This is a genomic window from Arenimonas terrae (assembly GCF_006265115.1).
GTDB lineage: Bacteria > Pseudomonadota > Gammaproteobacteria > Xanthomonadales > Xanthomonadaceae > Arenimonas > Arenimonas terrae.
Genome location: NZ_SMDR01000002.1, coordinates 401,088 through 424,489 on the forward strand (window position 1 = coordinate 401,088; position 23,402 = coordinate 424,489).

Here is a 23,402-nt window from a genome sequence, read left to right on the forward strand (position 1 = left end):
CGATGGCTTGCTGGATCAGGGCTTGCCGGCAACCTGCAGGATGCGCGGCGTCACGAAGATGAGCAGCTCGGCCTTCTCGGTGGAGCGGCCCTTGTTCCGGAACAGGTTGCCGAGCACCGGCACGTCGCCCAGGAACGGAACCTTGCGCAGGTCTTCGCGGTTCTTGAACTCGTACACGCCGCCGACGACGACCGTCTGGCCGTTGTCGATCAGCACCGCGGTGCTCACCTCGCGGCGGGCGATCTGCGGCACGAAACCACCGGCCGGGTTGGTCACCAGGTCGCTGACCTCGTCCTTCTTCACCATCAGGTTCAGGTAGACGCGGCCGTCCTGGGTGATGGTCGGGGTGACCTTGAGCTCAAGCAGCACTTCCTTGAACTCGACCGTCGCGGTGGCGACGGCACCCGGGGTGGTGGCCGGCTGGATCGTCAGGTAACCGACCTCGTCGCCCTGGCGGATGATCGCCTCGCGCTGGTTGGCGGTGATCACGCGCGGGTTGGACACCACTTCGCCACGACCCTCTTCTTCCAGGGCCGAAAGTTCGAGGTCCAGGGAGATGTCGCTGCGCAGGATGCTGAGGTTCAGCACGCCGGCGGCGGCATCGACCGGGAGGCCGACGAGGAAGCCGGAATCGCTGGTGCTCTCGCCGGCGGCAGCGGCCGCAGGCAGGGTGCCCACGCGGTCCTGGACGCCGAAGATCACGCCCAGCTCGCGGGCGAACAGCTCGGTCGCGACGACAATGCGGGCCTCGATCAGCACCTGGTCCACCGGCCGGTCGAGCGTGGCCAGCAGGGCGCGTACTTCGGCGATCTTCTTCGGGATGTCGATCAGCAGCAGAGTATTGGTGCGATTGTCGAAGCTGACGCTGCCGCGCGGAGACAGGAAGCCCTTGGACGCACCGGCGCCCGCACCACCGGCACCGCCGCCGCTGTTCTTGCTGTCCTCGGTCAGCAGCTTCGCAATCTCCTCGGCGTTGCCGTAGTTGACCGGGATGTACTCGGTGACCAGCTCCTCGCGCTCCTCGAGGGCGATGCGCGCATCGGCACGCGCCTTCTCGAAGTCGGCGATCTCCTTCTGCGGCGCGACCCAGATGACATTGCCGTCGCGGCGCTTGTCGAGCTGCTTGGCGCGCAGCACGATCTCCATGGCCTGGTCCCAGGGCACGTTGATCAGGCGCAGGGTCACGTTGCCCTGGACGGTATCGGAAGCCACCACGTTGAGGTTGGATTCCTCGGCGATCAGCTGCAGCACCGTGCGCACCGGCACGTCCTGGAAGTTGAAGGTCACCGCGCGGCCGGTATAGGCCTGGGTCTGCGAACCTTCGGCAACCGCACCCGCGGCCCGGGCCGCCGGCGCCGCCGCGATCACCGCACCGCGCTTGGGCGCGATCTCGATCACGTACTCGTTGCCGGTCTGGTAGGCCATCGAATCGAAGGCGCCATTGGTGTTGATCACAAGCCGGGTGCTGCCAGCGTTCGCGTTCGGCTCCAGGCTCTGGACCGGAGTGGCGAAGTCGGTGACGTCCAGGCGGCGGCGCAGGTTCTCGGGGATCGAGGCGTTGGCCACGTCCACGACGACCTTCGAACCTTCGTTGCGCATGTCGGCTGCCGCGCCATCACCGCTGAAGCGCAGGATGACCCGGCCGGCGCCGTTTTCGCCGCGACGGAAGTCGATGTTGGCGACCTGGATGTCGGAGGCGACCTTCTTGGTCGGATCCGAGGAGCTGGCCATCGCATTGGCGGCGTTGCTCTGCACCGCGCCAGCGTCCACCGTCAGCACGAGTAGGTTGCCGGCGCTGCGGGTGGTATAGCTGGCGGGCCTGAACAGGTCCACCACGACCCGGGTCCGGCCACCGGCCTCGACCGCGGAGACCGCGGACGTCGCGCCGCTGCCGATCACCACGCGGCGCTGGCTCAGGCCGTTGCTGGTGTCGGGAATATCCACCGCGATGCGCGGCGGCGTGTCCGTGGTGAAGGCCTGGACGTCGCCCACCGGCTCCGCGAACTGCAGGGTGATGTCGACCTTGCCCCCAGGGGCCGAGGCGTAACGCACGTCCTGCAGGACATTCGCGGCCATGGCAGACAGCGACGTCGTCAGGCCGACGGCGAGCGCTCCCATGGCCAGCAACCAAGCGCGCTTGGTGCCCATCCCCTCGCCGATCGTCTTATTAGCGGTCATCGTGCATTCCCCCAATCAATTGTCTTCAAGGGCGATCTTGGCTTGACGCTCAAGCCAACCACCGGCCCCATCAGGTACGAGTTCGACCATTTCGATACGGTCCTCGAAGACCGCGGTGATGCGACCGTCGCTGAGCCCCATGTAGTTCCCCGGACGAACCCGGTAGGTCACCTTGTCCGGCCCCATCACCAGACCGACGACGCCTTCACCGGCGCCGATCGTGCCGACCATGTCGAGGCTGTCCAGCGGGAAGGCCTCGAGGACCTCCTTGCGCCGGTTCGGATCAGGCCGCAGCGCGTTGCTGGAGTTGCTGTCCGGGGCCGGCTGGCTGAACGGATCGCGCAGGTTCTGGGCGGCGTATTCGAAGGTCTCGAACTGCTTCATCACCGGCAGCGGATCCAGCGGCGGCGCCGGGCGCGCCCGGACTTCCGCGACCCAGGCCTCAAGGTCGCCGCTGCCGCGCGTGCACGCCGGCAGAAGGACCACGGCGGCGGCGATCAGGATGCCGGAAACCGCCTTCCTGCTCATGGACGACGCCATCACTGGACACCCCCGGTGGTCGCCGCCGGCCCGGAAGCCGCGACTTCGTCTTCATCAAGGTAACGGTAGGTCTTCACCGTGCCTTCGAGCACCAGCGTGGTGTCGCCGGCGCCGCGGGGCTTCAGCGAGATGTCGTGCATGGTCATGATGACCACGCGCGGCAGCGAGGCAACACCGCTGACGAAGGCGCCGAACTGGTGGTAGGTGCCGACCATGCGCAGCGCGATCGGCTTCTCGGCGTAGAACTCGAGCATCGTCTCCGCACCCGGCTGGAACAGCTCGTTGTTGATGCCGCTGGCCAGGGCCGTCTGCGAGACGTCCACGATCAGGTCCGGCATCTCGTTCTTGCTCGGCAGCTGGCGCAGCATCTGCTGCAGCATCACTTCCATCTGGGCGAGCTGCTGCTTGAGCGGTTCGAGGTTGGCGGCACGGCCCTGCTTGCCCTGGAACTCCTCGCGCAGCGTCGTTTCGGTGGCTTCTTCGGCCTGGAGCGTGATGCGCTGGTCGCTGACGAAGAAGTACCAGGTCAGGCCGACGATCAGCAGGCCAAGCAGGACGCACGCGCCCACCTTCACCTGGAACGGCCATGCACCCGAGTTGTTGAAATCGAGGTTGCGCAGGTCGACTTTCTTGCTGCTCACGGCGCACCTCCTGCGGCCACGGCGGGAGCGGCGGCGGCGGGCGCCGGCGCAGCCGGTTCAACGGCTTCTTCTTCGCTGCTCGGGCTCTTCAGCGTCACCTTGAGCGAGAAGACGTTCGGCAGACCCTTGTCGGAGCCCTTGGCTTCGATGATCGAGAGGTCTGGGTTGGTCATCCACCCCGATTCCTCCAGATTGCGCATGTAGGAGCTGACACGCGCGTTCGACTGGGCCATGCCGTCGAGCGTCAGGACCTGGCCGCTCTGCTTGATCGAGCTCAGCCGGACCCCCTCGGGGATGGTCCGCACCAGCTCGTCGAACAGGTGCACCATCTGCGAACGGCTGGCCTGCAGCTGTTCGATCACCTGTTTGCGGGCGAGCAGGTTGGCCTTCTTCTTGTCCAGCTCTTCGATTTCCTTGATCTGCTGGTCCACCAGCACGATCTGGTCACGGAGATACTGGTTCCGGGCCATCTGGCCCTCGATCTGGCCGTTGTAGTACATGACGATCAGGAAGCTGAGGACGAGCGCGACGCCCGCCGCCAGGCCGAGCATGGTCATGAATTCCTTCTGACGCAGCTTCCGCCGCTCGGAGCGCCAGGGAAGTAGATTGATTCTGGCCATCAGTCGAAGCTCCTCAGGGCCAGGCCGCACGCGATCATCAGCGCCGGGGCATCCTGCGCCAGGGCATGGGCCTGGACGCGGGGCCCGAGCGCCATGTTGGCGAGCGGGTTAGCGATGACGGTGGGAACACCGAGCTGCTCTTCCACCAGGCTGCCGATGCCGGCGATCGAGGCGCAACCGCCCGCGAGCACCACCTGGTCGACCCGGTTGAAGTCGCTGCCGGCGTAGAAGAACTGCAGCAGTCGGCTGACCTGCTGTACCAGCGCTTCCTTGAACGGCTCGAGCACCTCGATTTCGTAGCTTTCCGGCAGCCCGCCCTGGCGCTTGGCCAGGCCGGCCTCGTCGTAGCTCAGGCCGTAGCGGCGCATGACCTCGTCGGTCAGCTGCTTGCCGCCGAAAACCTGCTCGCGGGTGTAGATGCTGCGCTGGCCGCGGAGCACGTTGAGCGTGGTCATTGTCGCGCCGATGTCCACGAGGGCCACGATCGCGTCCTTGGGCACCGACAGCTGGTCCGAAACCAGCTTGAAGGCGTTCTCCATCGCGAAGGCCTCGACGTCGATGACCTTGGCGGTGAGGTTGCCCAGCTCCAGCGCCGACTGCCGCAGCTCGACGTTCTCGGTGCGGGAGGCGGCCAACAGGACCTGGATCATCTCCGGGTTGTTGGGCACCGCGCCGAGCACCTCGAAGTCGATGCTGACTTCGTCGATCGGGTACGGGATGTAGTTCGAGGCCTCGAGCTGGACCTGGTCCTCAAGCGCGTCCTCGTCCAGGTCGCCCTGGATCGGGATGATCTTGGTGATCACCGACGAGCCCGAGACCGCAGCCGCCGCATGGCGGGCCTTGGTGCCGGAGCGGGCCACGGCCCGCTTGATCGCCTCGCCGACGGCCTCGACCTCGACGATGTTCTTCTCGACCACGGCATTGGGCGGGAGCGGTTCGACCGCGTAGTGCTCAACGCGGTACTTCCCACCGGATGTCTCGGTGAGCTGCAGAAGCTTGACGGCAGTGGAACTGATGTCCAGGCCGACCAGCGGTGTCTTGGCATTTCCGAAAAGACCCACGGTTTCTCCCCTTCCGACGGGCGCTTACAAGCGATTGGTGCGCCGTTACATTAAATAACGAAAAATTCCCAAATGGCAATGCCCCCCCCTATCGGGGTCCATTTCCACCGGTCGGCCTCCCCCTTCGCGCTCCCCTAATAGACGCATTCGACCCCGGAATCCGGCCGCCCCCACGGCAACTCCGGGTCATGGCACGTTCTATACTCCCTGCCCCACGTCGATGTAAACCTCGGGAGAGGCCCTGGATGGCCCGATTCGCACGCCTGCTCCGCCGGGCACTGATCCTGTTCGCCGGACTGGCCCTGTTGGGCCTGATCGCCCTGGGCGTCCTGTACTGGCTCATCGCCCCCCGCCTGCCGGACGTCCAGGAACTGCGCAATGTCGAGCTGCAGGTGCCCCTGAGCATCTACACCCGCGACGGCAAGCTGGTGGCCCTGATCGGCGAGACGCGCCGGTTCCCGATCCAGATCGAGCAGGTGCCCGGGCACGTCAAGGACGCCTTCATCGCCATCGAGGACGCCCGTTTCTACGAGCACCCCGGCGTCGACTGGCGCGGCATCAGCCGCGCGGTGTGGCTGCTGGCTACCACCGACGACCGCCGCGTGCCCGGCGGCAGCACCATCACCCAGCAGGTCGCCAAGCAGTTCTTCCTGAGCTCGGAGTACTCGTACACCCGCAAGATCACCGAGATTTTCCTTGCGCTGAAGATGGAGCGCGAGCTGAGCAAGGACGAAATCTTCGAGCTGTATCTGAACAAGAGTTTTTTCGGAAACCGCGCCTACGGCGTCGCGGCCGCCGCGGAGTTCTACTACGGGAAAAGCCTGGACCAGCTCACCCTGGCCGAAGCGGCGATGCTCGCTTCGATTCCGAAGTTTCCCTCCAGCGGCAACCCGATCATCAACCCGGAGCGCGCCCTCGTGCGCCGCAACTACGTGCTGCAGCGCATGCGCGAGGAAGGGCTGATCACGCCCGCACAGGAGCAGGTGGCGCTGGCCGAGCCGGTGAACGCGAGCCCGCATGAACCCAAGGTCGAATCGGACGCGCCCTACATCGCCGAAATGGTCCGGGCCGAGATGGAGCAGCGCTACGGCGCAGAGGCCACCACCAGCGGCCTGAAGGTCTACACGACGCTCGACAGCACCCACCAGGCCGCGGCTGCCCAGGCCGTCCAGGCCGGCCTGCTCGAGTACGACCGCCGCCACGGCTGGCGCGGTCCCGAGGCCGAACTGGCCCTGGACGATGCCGAAACCGCCGAAGCCATGCGCAAGCGCCTTCGGGCCTACCCCACCCTGGGCGGCCTGTCGGCGGTGCTGGTGACCGGCACGGCCACGGGCAAGGCCGACCTGCTCACCGCGGCCGGAACGGCCCTGCAGCTCGACGCCGAGGCCACCCAGTGGACCGGCAAGGCCCCGCAGCAGGTGCTCAAGCGCGGCGATGTGGTCCGGATCGGCCTGGACCCGGCCACCGGCAAGCTGCGCCTGGCCCAGATCCCGCTCGCCCAGGCCACCCTGGTTTCGCTGCAGCCCGAGGACGGCGCCATCCGCGCCCTGGTCGGCGGCTTCAGCTTCGGCCTGAACAAGTTCAACCGCGCGACCCAGGCCCAGCGCCTGCCGGGTTCGAGCTTCAAGCCCTTCGTGTACGCGGCGGCCTTCGAGCGCGGCTTCTCGCCGGCCAGCATCGTGCTCGATGCCCCGGTGGTGTTCCGCGACCGCGCCGGCAACGTCTGGCGGCCGCAGAACGACGCCGGCAACTTCGCCGGCCCGATGCGGCTGCGCGAGGCGATGGTGCAGTCGCGCAACCTGGTGTCGGTGCGCCTGCTCGACGCCATCGGCGTGGATTTCGCCAGCCGCTACATCACCCAGTTCGGCTTCAGCCAGGAAAGCCTGCCGCCGAACCTGTCGATGTCGCTCGGCACTTCGTCCCTGACGCCGCTGTCGATCGCCCGCGGTTACGCCGTGTTCGCCAACGGCGGCTACCGCATCGACCCCTGGTTCATCGACAAGGTGCTCGACCGCAACGGCGTGGTGCTTTCCGAGGCCAATCCGGTGCGCGCCTGCCGCGCCTGCCCCGGCCGCGCCGCCGGCGAACAGCGCGCGACCTCGGTCGTGGACGGCTTCGATTTCAGCCCCGAGGGCGCGGCACCGCCGCCGGCGGAAACCGCCGCCGCGCCGGTCGAGCCCGCCGAAGAGGGTCCGCTGAACCTGGCTCCGCGCGCGATCGACGAGCGCACCGCCTTCCTGGTCAGTTCGCTGATGAAGGACGTGGTCAAGCGCGGCACCGCGACGGCCGCCAAGGTGCTGGAACGCGACGACATCGGCGGCAAGACCGGCTCGACCAACGACCACCGCGACGCCTGGTTCTCCGGCTTCGGCGGCGACCTGGTGACCACGGTCTGGGTCGGCAAGGACGACTTCTCCAGCCTCGGCCGGCGCGAATACGGCGGCAAGGCCGCGCTGCCGATCTGGATCAACTACATGCGCGTCGCCCTCAAGGACGTGCCGGTGGTCGAAGCCGTGCCGCCGCCGGGCATCGTCACGGCCGCCATCAGCCCGTCCACCGGCCGGCTGCTGCCGGAGGGCACGCCGGGCGCGCTGACCGAGTACTTCAAGCGCGAGGACTACGAGCGCATCACCACCAGCGGTTTCGACCTCGACCCCGAGCTGAGCAACGAAGAGGCTTTCGACATCTTCTGATGCGGGGGAAAGCGCCGCCATGAGCCCACGCCATCGCGAGGACCCCAGGCACCGCCACCAGCGCCTGCGGGTGGCCGAGGAAGCCGCCCGGCTGATCATCGAGGGCGGCCAGGGCGACCTCGAGGCCGCCCGGCGCAAGGCGGCGGCCCGGCTGGGCGTCCGCGGGGAGGCGCTGCTGCCCACCGGCGAAGAAATCCGTGAGGCCCTGCGCGGCCGCCAGCGCCTGTTCGCGCCCGGTCGCCCGTCCGAGCTGCGGCGGCTGCGCGAGGCAGCCCTGGAGGCGATGGGCTTCTTCGCGGCGTTCGAACCGCGCCTGGTCGGCCCGGTGCTCGACGGCGACGCCAGCCCCGGTTCGGTGGTCAGCCTGCACCTGCACGCCGACGACCCCGATGCGCTGGCGCTGCTGCTGCAGGAACGGGGAATTCCGGCGCAGCCGCGACACCGGCGGCTGCGGCTCGAACGCGGCCGTGCCGCCGAGTTGCCCAGCTGGGAGTTCGCCGCCGACGGCGTCGGCTTCGAACTGGTGCTGCTTCCGGTCCAGGCGCTGCGGCAGCCGCCGCTGGACCCCCTGGAGGAGCGGCCGATGGCCCGGGCCTCGGCGGCGGCGCTGCGCCGCCTGCTGGACGATTCCGCAGACTGAAGCTGGCCCGGTCCCGCAAAACAGAACGCCCCGCAGTGCGGGGCGTTCGGTCGTCAGCTTCGGGCGATCAGCGCTTGTCGAAAGGGACGTAATCGCGGTTGGCGGCGCCGGTGTAGATCTGGCGCGGCCGGCCGATCTTGGCTTCCGGATCGGTCTGCTGCTCGAGCCAGTGGCTGACCCAGCCAGCGGTGCGCGCGATGGCGAACATCACGGTGAACATCTCGGTCGGGATGCCCAGCGCCTTGTAGATGATGCCCGAGTAGAAGTCGACGTTCGGATAGAGCTTGCGCTGGATGAAGTACTCGTCCTTGAGCGCCGCTTCTTCCAGGCGCATCGCCACTTCCAGCATCGGGTCGTTGACGCCCAGGTCGGCCAGCACCTTGTGGCACATCTCGCGGATGATGGTCGCGCGCGGGTCGAAGTTCTTGTACACGCGGTGGCCGAAGCCCATCAGGCGGAAACCGGAGTTCTTGTCCTTGGCGCGATCGACGGCCTTGGCGACATCCTCCGGACGGCCGATCTCGGCCAGCATCTTCAGCACCGCCTCGTTGGCGCCGCCGTGCGCCGGGCCCCACAGCGCGGCCACGCCGGCGGCGACGCAGGCGTAGGGATTGGCGCCGGTGGAACCGACCAGGCGCACGGTCGAGGTGGAGGCGTTCTGCTCGTGGTCGGCGTGCAGGATGAACAGCAGGTCCAGGGCCTTGGCGGCGACCGGCTTGAGCATCAGCGGCTCGCTGGGCACCTCGAACATCATGTGCAGGAAGCGCTCGACGTACTCGAGGTTGTTGCGCGGGTAGCGCACCGGCCAGCCGATCGAATAGCGGTAGCAGGCCGCGGCGATCGTCGGCACCTTCGCCAGCAGGCGGATGGCGGCCATGCGGCGCTGCTCGGGGTCCTCGAGGTCGAGGTCGTGGTGGTAGAAGGCGGCCAGCGAGCCGATCATGCCGCAGAGCATCGCCATCGGATGCGCGTCGTGGCGGAAACCGCCCAGGAAGCCCTTGAAGGCCTCGTGCATCATCGTGTGGTGGGTGACTTCGTGCTCGAAGTGGTTGAACTGGTCCTTGTTGGGCAGTTCGCCGTTCATCAGCAGGTAGCTGACTTCGAGGAAGTTCGAGTGCTTGGCCAGCTGTTCGATCGGGTAGCCGCGGTAGAGCAGCACGCCTTCGTCGCCGTCGATGTAGGTCACCGCGCTGCGGCAGCTGGCGGTGGCGACGAAGCCCGGGTCGTAGGTGAAGAGGCCGGTCTCTTTCGGCAGCTTCGTGATGTCGACGCAGGGCGCGCCGAGGGTGCCGGTATGGACGGGAAGCTCGACGTTCTTGCCGGCGGCGTTGAGCACGACGCTCTTGTTGTCGGACACGGGCTGACTCCTTGCAGGGGATGGCGCGATCCGCATCCACGAAGGCTCAGGCGCGGCGTTCGCAACATGAAATGAAGGCGCCGCCCGGGGGCGGTCACCATGCGCCGAAGTATCTCACAGGGCCCGCGGCCAAGTCAGTTACGAGGGCATGAACCTTGGTAGGGGGTCACAGAAACGCGAAAGGCCACCCGTTCGGGTGGCCCTTCGTGGTCCGCGTCCCGGTCGCCCGGGCGGCGCTTACTTGGCGTAGCGCTGGCGGAAGCGGTCGATGCGGCCGCCGGTGTCCATGACCTTCTGCTTGCCCGTGTAGAACGGGTGCGAAGCCGAGGTGATGTCGACCTTGATAAGGGGATATTCGTTGCCGTCGGTCCACTTGACCTTCTCCTTGCTGGAGAGGGTCGAGCGGGTCAGGAACGCGAAGTCGGAGGACAGGTCCTGGAAGACGACTTCTTTGTAGTTCGGATGGATGTCGGCCTTCATGGCAAAAGCTCCGCCGGGGTTGCGTTGGGAAAGACCGGGATTATAGGCCGGGCCGGAAGCCCGCCGCAAGCCCGACCCCCGCGTCAGGCCCCCAGGGCGGCCCGGATCTGGGCCTCGAACCGGGCCTGGTCGTAGTCCATCACGATCCGGGCATTGGCCGGCCGGCCGCTGCGCTGCTGCCAGTCCACCACGGTGGCGCCCCGGCTCAGGCGGCCCTCCAGCTCGACGGCCAGGTACCGGTCCTCGGCTCGCCGCACCCCGTCCGGCTGCAGCGCCGCGGCCATGGCCAGGGCATCCGCGCTATGCCAGTGCTCGCCCCGGCGCCCGGCCGACCAGGCCCGGGTGAAGCGGGAAATGCCGTCGTAGAAGCGGGCCCGGCCGTCGCCCGCGGCCAGCCAGGCCTCGAAATCGCGGTGCGGAAAGCCGTGCCGCAGCACCGCCTCCCAGTCCGCCAGTTCGAAGCGCGGAAAGGCCCGGAACACCACCTCGGCCGCCTCGGGATCGAAGGCGATGTTGAACTCGGCCGGGATCGAGGTATTGCCCTGCCCGGTCACCGCCCCGCCCATCACCACCAGGCGACCGATGCGTCGGGGCAGGTCCGGGTCCAGGCGCACGGCCAGGGCCAGGTTGGTCAGCGGGCCGAGCATCACCAGCAGCAGCCGGCCCTCGTGGGCCTTGGCCAGGCGGATGATCGCCAGGGCCGCGTGTTCGGCCTCGGGCGCACGCGCGGCGGGCGTGTAGCCGGTGTCGCCGAAACCGTCGTTACCGTGCACGTAGGCGGCGTCCTCGGCGGCGTGCACCAGCGGTACCGGGCAGCCGGCGTACACCGACACGTCCACCCCGGCGACCTCGCAGAGCTTGAGCGCATTGGCGACCGTATGGGCCAGGCCGACGTTGCCGGCGGTGATGGTCAGGCCCAGCAGCGCGTGGCGCGGGTCGTGGAAGGCCATCAGCAGGGCGAGCGCGTCGTCCACGCCCGGGTCGGTGTCGATCAGCAGCGGGATGCGTTCGTTCGTCATGGCCCGATTATAGGGGCCGGACCCGCCGGCTCAGGCGCCGGCGAACCGCGCCGCGCCGCCGACCCAGCGCTCCACCACGCGGTCGGCGAGCCCGGGCGATTCGGCCAGCAGGGTCTCGGCGGCGCGGTGCACTTCCGGCAGCAGGTCCGCGTCGCGCACCAGGTCGGCGACCCGGAAGCTGGCCAGGCCGGTCTGGCGCGTGCCCAGCAGCTCGCCGGGGCCACGCAGCTCCAGGTCCTTCTCGGCGATCAGGAAACCGTCGGTGCTGGCGCGCATCACCTCCAGCCGTTCGCGCGCCATCTGCGACAGCGGCGGTTTGTACATCAGCACGCAGCTCGACGCCGCCGCGCCGCGACCCACGCGCCCGCGCAGCTGATGCAACTGGGCCAGGCCCAGGCGTTCGGCATTTTCGATGATCATCAGGCTGGCGTTGGGCACGTCCACGCCGACCTCGATCACGGTCGTGGCAACCAGCAGTTGCAGCTCGCCGGCCTTGAAGCGCGCCATCACCGCCTGCTTCTCCGCCGGCTTCATGCGGCCGTGCAGCAGGCCCAGGCGCAGGTCCGGCAGGGCCGCCGTCAGCTGTTCGTAGGTGGACTGGGCGGCCTGCGCCTCGACCTCCTCGCTGTCCTCGATCAGGGTGCAGACCCAGTAGGCCTGGCGCCCTTCGGCGCAGGCGGCGCGGATGCGCTCGACCACTTCGCCACGGCGGTCGCCGCTGACCGCGACCGTCGTCACCGGCGTGCGCCCGGGCGGCATCTCGTCGATCACGGACACGTCCAGGTCGGCGTAGGCCGACATCGCCAGCGTGCGTGGAATCGGCGTCGCCGTCATCACCAGCTGGTGCGGCGCCTGGCTGCCGTCCAGACCCTTGTCGCGCAGGGCCAGGCGCTGGTGCACGCCGAAGCGGTGCTGCTCGTCCACCACCACCAGGGCCAGGCTGGCGAAGGCGACCTTGTCCTGCATCAGCGCATGCGTGCCGACCACGACCTGGGCCCGCCCGGACGCGATCTCCGTCAGCGCCGCCGTGCGCGCCTTGCCGGTGACCTTTCCCGCCAGCCAGGCCACCTGCACGCCCAGCGGCTCGAGCCAGGCGCGGAAGTTGGCGAGGTGCTGTTCGGCCAGCAGCTCGGTCGGCGCCATCAGCGCGACCTGGCGGCCGGCCTCGACCGCATTGGCGGCCGCCAGCGCCGCCACCACGGTCTTGCCGCTGCCGACGTCGCCCTGCACCAGGCGCAGCATCGGCTCCGGGCGCGCCATGTCGCGCGCCACTTCGTCCAATACGCGCTGCTGCGCGCCGGTGAGCTTGAACTTGAGCCGGCGGCCCAGCGAGGCCGCGAGTTTTCCCGGCGGCCGGACCGGCATCGCGCCGTGTGCGCGCAGGGCGATGCGCTGGCGGCGCAGGCTCAGGTGGTGCGCCAGCAATTCTTCCAGGGCCAGGCGCCGCTGGGCCGGATGCACGCCGAGCGCGAACTGCGGCAGGTCGGCGTCCGGCGGCGGACGGTGCGCGGTGAGCAGGGCCTCGCGCAGGGTCGGCAGCTGGAGGCGTTCGCGCAGGCCGGCCGGCAGCAGTTCCAACTGCTCCGCCGGCGGCAGGCGCTTGAGTGCTTCGCCGATCAGCCGCAACAGCGACTGCGGCCCCAGGCCCTCCACCGCCGGGTAGACCGGGTCGAGCCGGTCGCGCACGCCGGCTTCCGCATCGTCGGCCAGCATCCGGTAGCTCGGGTGCACCATCTCCAGCCCGTGCTGCCCGGGACGCGGCTCGCCGTAGGCGACCAGGCGCCGACCCGGCACGAACAGCGCCGCCTGCGCCCGGTTGAAGTGGAAAAAGCGCAGCACCACGGTCGCCTGCGAGGGATCCGACACCGCCACCTTCAGCACCGGCCGGTAGCGGAAGCCGCGCTCGACGGCCAGCACCTGCCCCACCACCTGGGCCGGCGAGCCGGCGGCCAGCATTCCGATCGGGGTTACGCGCGTGCGGTCCTCGTAGCGCAGCGGCAGCAGGAACCACAGGTCCTGCACCTGGTGCAGGCCGCGCGCCGCCAGCTTGGCGGCGACCGCCGGCCCGACGCCGGGCAGCGTCGTGACCGATTGCGACAGGGGATCCACCGAGGGGGCGGGCGGGCGTTTGGGCATCCGGCAAGGATGCCGGCAACGCCCGCAAACAAAAACCCCGGCGCACGGGGCGCCGGGGTGGGGAAAACCCGTGCGTGATGGTGCGACCCCCCGCTGGGGATTCCGGCGGGCCGCGTCCGCGGGGTCAGAAATCCACGCTCATCTCCACGCCCCAGGTGCGCGGCTCGGTCAGCCGCGCGCCGACGGTGCCGAGCACCGTCTTGCCGTAGGTGCCAAGTGAACTGACGTACTGGTTGTCGAACACGTTGTTGCCATAGACCGCCAGGCCGAACCGGCCGCTGGCCGAATCCCAGCCCAGGCGCACGTCGGTGCGCTCCTGCGATTCGCCCAGGCGCAGCACGCCGCTGACGCCGCAGGTACCCTGGGCTTCCGACTCGGCGGTGCAGCGGGTCTTGCCACGGTAGGCATGGCGCAGCGACAGCCGCAGGTCGCCGGCGTCGCCCAGCATCCACTGGTAGCTGAAGCCGCCCGCGACCGACCATTCCGGCGTGCCGGTGGGCTGGCCGGACAGGTCGTCGCCTTCCGGCGTGACGTAGTCCTTGTAGGTCGAATCGATGTAGGCCGCGACCAGGTCCAGCGTCAGCCCGTCGGTCACCTGCCAGCGTGCGTCGAAGTCCAGGCCCCAGGCCTCGAGGTCGGAGGTGTCGACGACGTAGTGCGGGATGGCCGTGGTGGTGTCGAGGCGGATCGCCTGGCGGTCGTCGTAGGTGTAGTGGTAGGCGGAAAGGTTGTAGCGCAGCCGCTGCTCCGGCAGCGAGTGCTTGATGCCGATCTCGAAGTTCCAGACGTCCTCGTTGCCGAACTCGCTGCCGATCTGCAGCGAGTTGAAGCCGCCGGCCTTGTAGCCCTTGGCCAGCGAGGCGAAACCCATCAGGCGGTCGGTGAAGTGGTAGTCGGCGACCAGGCGCGGGCTGAAATCGTCCCAGGACTGGCTGGCGCCGTTGCGGACGCCCTTGTTCGCCATCGCCGGCGGATCGATGAAGGCGATGTCGAACACGAAGGCCTCGCGCGGCAGGCCGAGCACACCGAACAGGCCCAGGGCCTCCATCTGGTCCAGGGTCGCGTCCAGGGTCGGCGCGGTGCGCTGGCCGTTGAGCCAGGTGAAGTCCTTCTCGTCGTAGGTGTAGCGCAGGCCGAAGGTCAGGTTCAGGCGGTCGGTGGCGTGCCAGATCACGTCGCCGAACGCGGCGTACGCGGTGGTGTCCATGCCGTTGATGAACTTCTCGTTCCAGCGGTGGCCCAGCAGCGACAGCGGGATGCCGTTGGCCTGCATCACCTGGGTGACGTAGCCGAACAGCGTGCCGTCGGGCGTCGGCGCCATGCCGAGGTTGGCCAGGATGCTGTCCACCGAGTCGGTGAAGGCGTTGATCTCGCTGGTCTGGTCGGCCGACTCCTTGAAGTAGCTGGCGCCGAACACCCAGTCGAAGCGATCGCTGCCGCCGCTGAACTTGAACTCCTGGTAGACGTTCGAGTTGGACTCGGTATTGGTCGAGTCGACGTAGAGGTAGAGCCGGTCGGTGCCGTCCTCCTCGACCCGGTTGAGCGAGTCGTAGTCGTGCCAGGCCGTGGTCGAAGTCAGCTCGCCCCAGGTGAAGGCGTGGTCGACGATCAGGGTGACGCCGTCGAAGCGGCGCGATTCCTCGTTGCCCTCGGCGTCCACCGTCGCCCGCGTGTTGAACGGGTCGAGGTAGGACGACTCGTCCACCGGCAGCGGGATGCGTCCCGGCGCCGGCGGCAGCGCGACGACGCCGATGGTGGCCTGGCCGAGCTGGTCGAGCTCTTCGTGGTCCCAGGAGATCCAGGCGCGCGTGTTCTCGCCGAAGCGGGTGCTGAAGGCGGCGCGCGCGGCCCAGGTGTCTTCCGGCGCGAGGTCCTGGCCGGTGTTGCCGTCCTGGATCCAGCCGTCGGCCTGGTTGGACAGGCCGACGAAGCGGAAGGCCGAGTCCTGGCCGACCGGCAGGTTGAGCATGCCGTGGACATACTGCTTGCCGTCCTCGCCGAAACGCGCGGTCGCGCGCGCGTCGAACTCGAGGTCCGGCCGGTGGGTGACGATGGACAGCGCGCCGGCCGCAGTGTTGCGGCCGAACAGCGTGCCCTGCGGCCCCTTCAGCACCTCGATGCGTTCGACGTCGGTGAAGGGCAGCAGCACGCCGCCGCCGCGTCCGGCGTAGACGCCGTCGACATAGACGCCGACGGCCGGATCGGTGCCGATGCCGAAGTCGGAGGTACTGATGCCGCGCAGCTCGATGCGCGGCTGGGTCGGCTGGCGGCTGTCGATGTCCAGGCCGGGCACGTAGGAATCGACGTCGCCGAGGCCTTCGGCCGCGAGGTCCTCGATCAGCTGTTCGTTGACCACCTGCATCGCGATCGGCACGTCCTGCACGTCCTGCTCGCGGCTCTGCGCGGTGACGGTGATCGTGTCGAGCACGGTCGGCTCGGCCGGCGGCGTGGCGTCCTGTGCGAACGCCAGGCCCGCGGCGCCAAACGCCAGCCCGCCCACCAGTGCCTGGCGCACGCGCACGCTCAGGCGATTCCTGCGAAGTGTCATGGTCCCCTCCCCTGCTGATCGTTGTTGTTTTCGGCCACGTCCGTCCCGGACGGCTCGTCGCCGGTCCCGCATTCCCCCGTCTGCGCCGCGATCCATTCCCGGATCAGCGCCGCGCCCTCCCGGTGCACGACGCTGCGGCCGAGCTCGGGCATCATCACGCCCGGGTCCACGCTCTCGATCCGGAAGCTGAGGATCGACGCGTCCGGATCGCCGGGCACGTAACCGAAGCGCCGGTCGCCGGTGCCCTGGCCGGCCGCGATCGGCAGCTTGCAGCGGCCCAGCCGCAGCGGCTCGACGACGTCGCTGCCCAGCCACAGGCCCGAGGTGTTGCCGGGGCCGCGCGGGCTGTGGCAGTGCGCGCAGTTGCTGTCGAGGTAGGCGCGGGCGCGCGCGTCGAGCGAAGCGCCGGCGCTGTCGCGCCAGTCCGCCAAACGCGGCGCCGACGCCGGTTCCGGCGCCCCCGTCAGCAGGCCGGCCTGCTGCCAGTGCGCGAGCTGGTTGCGGATGATTTCCCCGCCATCGTCGCCGCGATAGGCGAGGTCGCGGTTGAGGTTGCGCGCATTCGGGCCGATCGGGTGCAGCACGCGGCTGCGCAGGTCGCTGGCATGGCAGCCGGCGCACTGGTTCTGGTCGGGAACGGCGTAGGCGGCCGGCTCGCTCGCGCCGGTCGCATCCACCAGCTCCAGGCGGACCAGGGAGCCGCCGCGCATCAGCCGCGCCTCGGTCTGCGCCGCATTCCAGACATAGGGCAAGGCGACCCAGCCGGCTTCGCGCCGCACCAGCAGCCGGGTTTCGACCAGGCGCACCTCGGCCAGCGCCAGGCGCCCGCCCGGGCGCGTGCCGGTGCGGTCATCGCTGCGCTGCACACGCGCGCCGTCCGCCGGTTCGCCGGCCAGCCGCGGGTAGTAGAAGGTCTTGCTGAGGATGGTGCCGACCGGGAACTCGAACGTCTCGTCGGCGCGGTAGCCGGCGGCGGTGCCGGCCGGCATCCACACCGTGCGCAGCTTGTGCGCGTAGTCGGTGAACAGCGGCGTGTTGAGCTCGTAGGGCAACACGCCGTCATTGGGTGCCAGTTCGCCACCGCGCAGCTTGAACAGGTGCCAGGCCGACAGCGTCTCGGGCAGGCCCTCGGCGTGGAAGGCGACCGGCGGCGGCGCGCGCATGCAGCCGGCAAGCGATGCCAGCGCCAGCACCGCCATCGCCGCGGCCCACCGGAGCAGCGGCGGGTGGATCGATGGCTCAGCCACGGTCCGGGTCCGTGCGGCCCAGGTCCACCGCCGGCAGCGGCGCCAGCGTGCAGTCGTGGCCGCTGGCGTCCTCGCGGGCGTTCTTGTAGCCGCTGGGGCCGTCGGCGTTGACCACCCCGGACACGCCGCTCAGGCAGATCTGCGGCCCGCCGGCCAGCTTCGCATTGGCGTAACCGTCCCAGAGCACGTCGGGCAGGCGGCCGCCCAGCCCGAACAGCGCCACCTTCAGCGCCTTGAGGTCGAAGCCGTCGGGCGCGTCGCCGCCGCCGGACAGGCGGTTGCCGTGCACCGAGATGCGTTCGGGATACGGGTCGAACGAGGCCGAGCGGCTGTCGTCGCTGTAGCCGGTGGAATAGACGCTGGAGATGATGATGTTGGCGGTCTGGTTGTCGGCGATGTCGTTGTCGAAGATCTCGACGTCGTCGTTGGAGTTGACCACCACGCCGCTGCCCGCCGGTACGCTGGCCACGGGCGTGCCCTTGGCGCCGAAGTTGGCGGTGTTGTTGCCGACGATGCGGTTCTTGAACACGCGCACGTTGCCGCCGGGCTGCTCCAGCGCCGGCATGTTGAACACCAGCACGCCGCCGGTGTTGTTGGTGGCTAGGTTGCCGTAGACGTCGGCGTTGACCGTGTTCTCGACCTCGATGCCGGCGACATTGAACTCGGCGCGGTTGTTGCGCACGATCACGTCGCGCGACTGGCCGACGTAGATGCCGGCGTCGGACGCGCCGATCGCGATCGAATCCTCGAGCAGCACGTTGCGGGTCTTGACCGGGTAGATGCCGTAGCCGCCGTTGCCGGTGTCCGGGCCGCCGGTCCACTCCACCCGCACGCCGCGGATGGTGATGAACTCGCCGTCCACCACCTTCAGGCCGTCGCCCTTGGCGTCCTCGATGGCCAGGTGCTCGATGGTGAAGCGGCTGGCGTTCACCAGCAGGCCCTCGGCACCGGCCTGCTGGCCGGCGAAGCTCAGCACGGTCTTGTCCTGGCCGGCACCGCGCAGGGTGACGCCGTCCACGCGCAGGCTCAGGCCGCGCTCGAAGGCGTGGCGTCCGGCCGGGATCTCGATGACATCGCCGTCCTTGGCGTCGAGCAGACGCTGCCGCAGCTGGGCCGCTTCGGGCGACTCGCCGCCGGCCGCCGGCTCGGCCGGCTCGCCCCCGCAGCCCGCCAGCACCGCCACCATGCCCAACAGACCCGTCAGGCGCACCCCTGCGCCGCGTCCCCGCTTCGCCATCCCGAATTCCTCCGCCCGGCGGACGGCCGGGTATGGGGATAGTCTCGGCGTGAACACATTCCCTTCACGAGGGCCGGGACGGCATAGTATGGGGGGCAAAACGGCCACCCCGGGGACCCGCTCGATGCCATCGCCCGCCCTGCCCGACCTGACGTCCGCGACGCCGCTGAACATCAAGAACGGCATCGTCATCGGCCTGCTCGCCCGCGCCGACGAACTGGGCGTGGACAGCGGCCCCTGGTTCGAGGGCACCCGCCTGGATCGCCGCAACTTCCAGGCCGACGCGCCCGCCTACGTCTCCTACCGCCAGGCCTGCGACATCATCCAGCGCGCCCTCGACAGCCTGCCCGGCGAAGGCCATGGCCTGGAGATCGGCGCCCGCCAGGACGTCGGCAACTTCGGCCTGCTAGGCCTGGCGATGATGACCGCGCGCGATTTCGGCGAGGCACTGCGCCTGGGCATCGAGTTCGCGGCGATCACCGGCGCGATGCTCGAGATGCAGCTGGCGGAGGACCCGGCCAGCGGCGACGTCGCGGTGTCGGCCTGGATGCGCAACCGCACGCCGCGCATCGAGCCTTTCCTGTGCGAGGAGCTGTTCGCCAGCTGCCTGAAGCTGTGCCGCGGCCTGCTGGGCCCGGGCTTCAGTCCGCGCCGCGCCGAGCTGGCCTATGCGCCGCCGGCCCACGCCGACGACTACGCGCGCGTGCTCGGCTGCGAAGTGCGCTTCGGTGCGCCGGCCAACCGCGTGCTGATCGAACGGCACTGGCTCGCCACGCCGATGGGTGCGCACAACCCGGTCAGCGCCCGGCACATGCTGACGCTCTGCCGGGAACAGATGCCGCGAGGCGCCTCCGGCAACAACATCGTCGAAACCGTCGGCAACCTGCTGCGCCTGCAGCTGGCCGACTCGCCGCGCCTGGTCGACATCGCCACCGAACTGCACTTGGCCGAACGCACCCTGCGCCGGCAGCTGCACGGCGCCGGCACCAGCTGGCAGGAACTGCACGACCGGGTCCGCCGCGACGTCGCCGAACAGATGCTGCGCCGGCCCGGCATCCGCATCGCCGAGGTCGGCGCCGCCACCGGCTTCCAGGACGCGCGCGAGTTCCGCCGCGCCTTCCGGCGCTGGACCGGCCGCTCGCCCAGCGAGATCCGCAGCCGGCCCTGAGCCGCCTCAGCCCAGGTGCATCACCGCATCGACCTCGACCCGGGCGCCGCGCGGCAGGCCGGCCACCTGGATGGTGGAACGCGCCGGGTACGGCGCCTGGAAATACTCCGCCATCACCGCGTTCACCTGGGCGAAGTCGGCGAGGTCCATCACGTAGATGCCGACCCGCACCACGTGGTCGAGCGAACCGCCGGCGGCTTCGCAGACCGCGCGCAGGTTGTCGAACACGCGTCGCGTTTCGGTGGCGATGTCGGCCTGCACCAGCTGGCCGGTGGCGGGATCGAGCGGGATCTGGCCGGACAAGTAGACGGTGCCGCCGGCGCGTACGGCCTGGGAATACGGGCCGATGGCGGCAGGCGCGCGTTCGGTGCTGATCGGTTGGCGGGACATGGCCTGGCCTCGGCGTGGGGACGGAACGGCGATTGTAGGAGCCGCGCGGCGCAGCGGCCAGCGCCGCTCAGAGCCGCTGCACCCCGTGCACCACGCCCAGGCGGCGGATGCGCCGGATGACGTCGGCCAGGTGCTTGCGGTTGCGCACTTCGATCGCGAACTCCATCACCGACACCGCGACGTCGCGCTCGCGGTACTCGACCGCGTCGATGTTGGAGTTGCTCTCGGCGACCGCGGCGGCCACCTGGGCCAGCACGCCGGGCTTGTTCTCGACCTCGATGCGCAGGGCCACCCGGTAGTCGCCCTCGACGTTGCGGTCCCAGGCCATCGGGACGCAGCGTTCGGGGAACTTGCGGTATTCGGCCACGTTCGGGCAGTCGAGCCGGTGCACCACCACGCCCTTGCCGGCGCTGAGGTAACCCATGATCTCGTCGCCCGGGATCGGATGGCAGCACTGCGCGAAGCTGAGCACGCCGCGCTCGCTGCCGGTGATCATGATGCGTTCGGTCGGCGAGGCCGACAGCGGCGCCAGCGGCAGCTCTTCCTGCCCGTGCAGCATCAGCCGCGCGACCTGGGCCGGCATGCGGTTGCCCAGGGCGATGTCGGCCAGCAACTCCTCCAGGCGGCGGTAGCGCAGGTCGGCCAGCAGCTGCTCGACGGTGTCGGCAGGGATGCGGTCGAGCGAGCTCTCCATGCCCTCGAGCGCGCGGTCGAGCATGCGGTGGCCCAGGTCCACGGCGTCCTCGTGTTCCAGGCGCTTGAGGAAATGCCGGATCGCGGTGCGGGCCTTGCTCGAGACCACGAACTCCAGCCACTGGGGCCCCGGCGTCGCCGAAGGCGCGGTGATGATCTCGACGCTCTGGCCGCTGGCCAGCTTGGTGCGCAGCGGCACCAGCTTCTTGTCCACCCGCGCCGCGACCGCGTGGTTGCCGACGTCGGTATGCACCGCGTAGGCGAAGTCGAGCGCGGTGGCGTTGCGCGGCAGGGCCAGGATGTCGCCCTTGGGCGTGAACAGGTAGACCTCGTCCGGAAACAGGTCGACCTTGACGTTGTCGAGGAACTCCAGCGACGAGCCGGCGGCCTGCTGGCTGTCCATCAGGTTGCGCACCCAGTCCTGGGCCCGCGCCTGGGCGGCGCTGCCGCCGGTGCCGGCGCTCTTGTAGACCCAGTGCGCGGCGATGCCGCGTTCGGCCACCAGGTCCATGTCCTCGGTGCGGATCTGCACCTCCACCGGCGCGCCGTAGGGACCGAACAGCACCGTGTGCAGGCTCTGGTAGCCATTGGCCTTGGGGATCGCGATGAAATCGCGGAAGCGCGCGTCCAGCGGCTTGTAGATCGAATGCACGGCGCCGAGCGCGTGGTAGCACTGCATCACCGTCGGCACGACGATGCGGAAGCCGAACACGTCCAGCACCTGTTCCAGCGATTTGTTCTCCTGGCGCATCTTCGTGTAGATGCTCCACGGCGACTTAACGCGGCTCACCAGGGTGTGGCGCAGGCCTTCCTGGGCCAGGCGCTGCGCCAGCTGGGCCTCGATGGTGGTCAGCGCCTCCCGCCGCATCACCGGCTGGCTGGCGATGCGCCGGGAGATCACCTGGTGGCGGATCGGATGCAGGGCGCGGAAACCCAGGTCCTGCAGCTCGGCCTTGATCTTGTTCATGCCCAGGCGCTGGGCGATCGGCGCGTAGATCTCCAGCGTCTCGCGGGCGATGCGCCGGCGCGATTCGGCGGCCATGGCGTCGAGCGTGCGCATGTTGTGCAGGCGGTCGGCGAGCTTGATCAGGATCACGCGCAGGTCGCGCGCCATCGCCAGCATCATCTTGCGGAAACTTTCCGCCGCCGCTTCCTGGCGGTCGCGGAACTGCAGCTTGTCGAGCTTGGTGACGCCGTCGACCAGCTCGGCCACCGCCGGGCTGAACTGCTTCTCGATGTCGGCGCGCGGCAGCGGTGTGTCCTCGAGCGCGTCGTGCAGGATCGCCGCGCACAGGGTCTCGGCGTCCAGGCGCAGCTCGGCCAGGATTCCGGCCACCGCGACCGGATGGGTGATGTAGGCCTCGCCGCTGCGGCGGGTCTGGCCCTCGTGGGCGCGGGCACCCATTTCGTAGGCCCGGCGGACCTGTTTCACCTGGTCCGGCGGAAGGTAGTCCGCCAGCCGCCGCTCGAGCGCGGAAACGGCTTCCGGACAGGGGTCCGGGCCGACATCGGCCAGCTGGGGCTTGGTGAAGGAAGACATGGCCGCAGCCTACGCGGCCGGGCAAATGGCATCAATGCCAAGGGTTTGCGTGGTGCCGGCACGGTTCATCGGAAACAGCACGGCCGCCCGGAGGCGGCCGTGGGGACCCGCGCGATGCGGGCCGCCGTGCGGGGCCGGCGTGCGGCCCGCCCGGAAATTACAGGTCGTCGCCGCCCTTGGACAGGTCGTCGTCGACCACTTCGGCGGCGGCCCACTCCAGGGCCTCGCGCTCGGCGCGCTCGCGCTCGGCCTTCTCGACCTCGTCGATCAGCTTCTGGTCGATCTTGCGGGCGGCGATTTCGCGCAGGGCCAGCACGGTCGGCTTGTCCTGGTGCTCGCTGTTGTCCAGGGTCGGGTCCACGCCCTTGGCCAGCTGGCGGGCGCGCTTGGACGCCATCAGGACCAGCTCGAAGCGGTTGTCGACGACGGACAGGCAGTCTTCCACGGTGATGCGGGCCATACGGATCTCCTCATCGTGGGCACCCGGCCGGGGCACTCACGGAAAATCAAGGGGTTACGCGAACCGCGCATTCTACGCCCGGGGCGGGGGCCGGCGCAAATGGCGCAGCCCCGGAGGCGGGGGCGGGCCGGGCCCGCCGGGATCAGGCCAGCAGGTGCCGGATCAGGGCCGAATGCCGCTCGGCCTGGGCCGCGCGCCGAAGCCGCTGGGCCACGAAGATCGCGCGCAGTTCGGCGGCGGCGGCATCGAAATGCTCGTTGACGATGACGTAGTCGAACTCGTTGTAATGCGACATCTCCTCCCGGGCTGCCGCCAGCCGCTGGGCGATCACCGCCTCGCTGTCCTGGCCGCGGTTGCGCATCCGGGTCTCGAGCGCATCCTTGGACGGCGGCAGGATGAAGACGCTGATGCAGTCGGGCATCTTCTCGCGCACCTGGCGGGCGCCCTGCCAGTCGATCTCCAGCAGCACGTCCTTGCCCGCCGCCAGCTGCGGCTCCACCGACTGCCGGGCCGTGCCTTTGTAGTCGCCGTGCACCAGGGCGTGTTCGAAGAAATCGCCGGCGGCGATCATGCGCTCGAACTCTTCCTTGGACACGAAGTGGTAGTGCTGGGCGTGGCGCTCGCCCGGCCGCGGCGCGCGCGAGGTGAAGGAGATGGACAGGGCGATGCCCGGCTCCTTGGCCAGGGTCGCATTGACCAGGCTGGATTTGCCGGCGCCCGACGGCGCGGCGACGATGTAGAGGGTGCCGCGGAT

19 protein-coding genes are annotated in these 23,402 nt (G+C 69.5%); 3 read left to right on the plus strand and 16 right to left on the minus strand.

All coding sequences use genetic code 11. The features are described 5' to 3' along the window. Positions 1–15 precede the first annotated feature (15 nt). From E1B00_RS10630 to E1B00_RS10650, 5 genes are read right to left on the minus strand one after another with little or no spacing between them, the layout of a single operon-like run. Complete coding sequence (locus E1B00_RS10630) at positions 16–2,178, minus strand: type IV pilus secretin PilQ (protein WP_246048658.1); 2,163 nt, start codon at positions 2,176–2,178, stop codon at positions 16–18. A gap of 15 nt (positions 2,179–2,193) precedes the next feature. Then, positions 2,194–2,706: a pilus assembly protein PilP gene (locus E1B00_RS10635; RefSeq protein WP_139448532.1), complete on the minus strand. Its 513-nt coding sequence runs from the start codon at positions 2,704–2,706 to the stop codon at positions 2,194–2,196. Between the two features lie 11 nt (positions 2,707–2,717). Further along, a complete protein-coding gene (locus tag E1B00_RS10640; protein WP_139448534.1) occupies positions 2,718–3,359 on the minus strand; it encodes a type IV pilus inner membrane component PilO in 642 nt (213 codons plus the stop codon). Further along, positions 3,356–3,979 carry a PilN domain-containing protein gene (locus E1B00_RS10645; protein ID WP_139448536.1) on the minus strand — a complete coding sequence of 208 codons (624 nt, stop codon included), beginning with the start codon at positions 3,977–3,979 and terminating at the stop codon, positions 3,356–3,358. The genes E1B00_RS10640 and E1B00_RS10645 overlap by 4 nt, the downstream gene beginning before the upstream one ends. Then, positions 3,979–5,040, minus strand: coding sequence for a pilus assembly protein PilM (locus tag E1B00_RS10650; protein WP_139448538.1), 1,062 nt, complete (start codon positions 5,038–5,040; stop codon positions 3,979–3,981). Before E1B00_RS10650 ends, E1B00_RS10645 begins: the two co-directional genes overlap by 1 nt. A 245-nt stretch (positions 5,041–5,285) precedes the next feature. Here E1B00_RS10650 and E1B00_RS10655 point away from each other — a divergent pair, with 245 nt between their 5' ends. Both E1B00_RS10655 and E1B00_RS10660 read left to right on the plus strand, forming a co-directional pair. Next, positions 5,286–7,733, plus strand: coding sequence for a penicillin-binding protein 1A (locus E1B00_RS10655; protein WP_139448540.1), 2,448 nt, complete (start codon positions 5,286–5,288; stop codon positions 7,731–7,733). A 19-nt stretch (positions 7,734–7,752) separates the two neighbouring features. Further along, the gene (locus E1B00_RS10660) at positions 7,753–8,373 is read left to right on the plus strand and encodes a hypothetical protein (protein ID WP_139448542.1); all 621 of its coding nucleotides are present in this window, start codon (positions 7,753–7,755) and stop codon (positions 8,371–8,373) included. A gap of 67 nt (positions 8,374–8,440) precedes the next feature. Here the strand turns inward: E1B00_RS10660 and E1B00_RS10665 are convergent, their stop codons facing one another. From E1B00_RS10665 to E1B00_RS10695, 7 genes are all read right to left on the minus strand, one after another. Beyond that, positions 8,441–9,730, minus strand: a complete 1,290-nt coding sequence (locus E1B00_RS10665) for a citrate synthase (protein WP_139448544.1) — start codon at positions 9,728–9,730, stop codon at positions 8,441–8,443. A 237-nt stretch (positions 9,731–9,967) separates the two neighbouring features. Next, positions 9,968–10,210, minus strand: a complete 243-nt coding sequence (locus tag E1B00_RS10670; protein WP_139448546.1) for a type B 50S ribosomal protein L31 — start codon at positions 10,208–10,210, stop codon at positions 9,968–9,970. 83 nt (positions 10,211–10,293) lie between these two features. Further along, positions 10,294–11,229 (minus strand): nucleoside hydrolase, encoded by a 936-nt coding sequence (locus E1B00_RS10675; protein WP_139448548.1) that lies wholly within the window; start codon positions 11,227–11,229, stop codon positions 10,294–10,296. Positions 11,230–11,259: 30 nt separating this feature from the next. Beyond that, on the minus strand, positions 11,260–13,365 hold the full coding sequence (gene recG, locus E1B00_RS10680) for an ATP-dependent DNA helicase RecG (RefSeq protein WP_139448550.1): 2,106 nt from the start codon (positions 13,363–13,365) through the stop codon (positions 11,260–11,262). A 124-nt stretch (positions 13,366–13,489) separates the two neighbouring features. Further along, positions 13,490–15,913, minus strand: a complete 2,424-nt coding sequence (locus E1B00_RS10685; RefSeq protein ID WP_176693204.1) for a TonB-dependent receptor — start codon at positions 15,911–15,913, stop codon at positions 13,490–13,492. Beyond that, entirely contained in the window at positions 15,910–17,160 is a 1,251-nt protein-coding gene (locus E1B00_RS10690; protein WP_246048660.1) for an SO2930 family diheme c-type cytochrome, read from the minus strand. Before E1B00_RS10690 ends, E1B00_RS10685 begins: the two co-directional genes overlap by 4 nt. Next, complete coding sequence (locus E1B00_RS10695) at positions 17,153–18,397, minus strand: parallel beta-helix domain-containing protein (RefSeq protein WP_246048668.1); 1,245 nt, start codon at positions 18,395–18,397, stop codon at positions 17,153–17,155. Before E1B00_RS10695 ends, E1B00_RS10690 begins: the two co-directional genes overlap by 8 nt. Positions 18,398–18,521: 124 nt before the next feature. Here E1B00_RS10695 and E1B00_RS10700 point away from each other — a divergent pair, with 124 nt between their 5' ends. Continuing rightward, complete coding sequence (locus E1B00_RS10700; RefSeq protein ID WP_176693205.1) at positions 18,522–19,565, plus strand: AraC family transcriptional regulator; 1,044 nt, start codon at positions 18,522–18,524, stop codon at positions 19,563–19,565. A 6-nt stretch (positions 19,566–19,571) separates the two neighbouring features. Here E1B00_RS10700 and E1B00_RS10705 read toward each other — a convergent pair whose 3' ends face one another. The 4 genes from E1B00_RS10705 to gmk form a co-directional block, all read right to left on the minus strand. Continuing rightward, positions 19,572–19,955: a RidA family protein gene (locus E1B00_RS10705; protein ID WP_139448555.1), complete on the minus strand. Its 384-nt coding sequence runs from the start codon at positions 19,953–19,955 to the stop codon at positions 19,572–19,574. A gap of 67 nt (positions 19,956–20,022) precedes the next feature. Next, the gene (locus tag E1B00_RS10710; RefSeq protein WP_139448557.1) at positions 20,023–22,188 is read right to left on the minus strand and encodes a RelA/SpoT family protein; all 2,166 of its coding nucleotides are present in this window, start codon (positions 22,186–22,188) and stop codon (positions 20,023–20,025) included. A 157-nt stretch (positions 22,189–22,345) separates the two neighbouring features. Further along, on the minus strand, positions 22,346–22,648 hold the full coding sequence (gene rpoZ / locus E1B00_RS10715) for a DNA-directed RNA polymerase subunit omega (protein ID WP_139448559.1): 303 nt from the start codon (positions 22,646–22,648) through the stop codon (positions 22,346–22,348). 142 nt (positions 22,649–22,790) lie between these two features. Beyond that, positions 22,791–23,402: a guanylate kinase gene (gene gmk, locus E1B00_RS10720; RefSeq protein WP_139448986.1), complete on the minus strand. Its 612-nt coding sequence runs from the start codon at positions 23,400–23,402 to the stop codon at positions 22,791–22,793.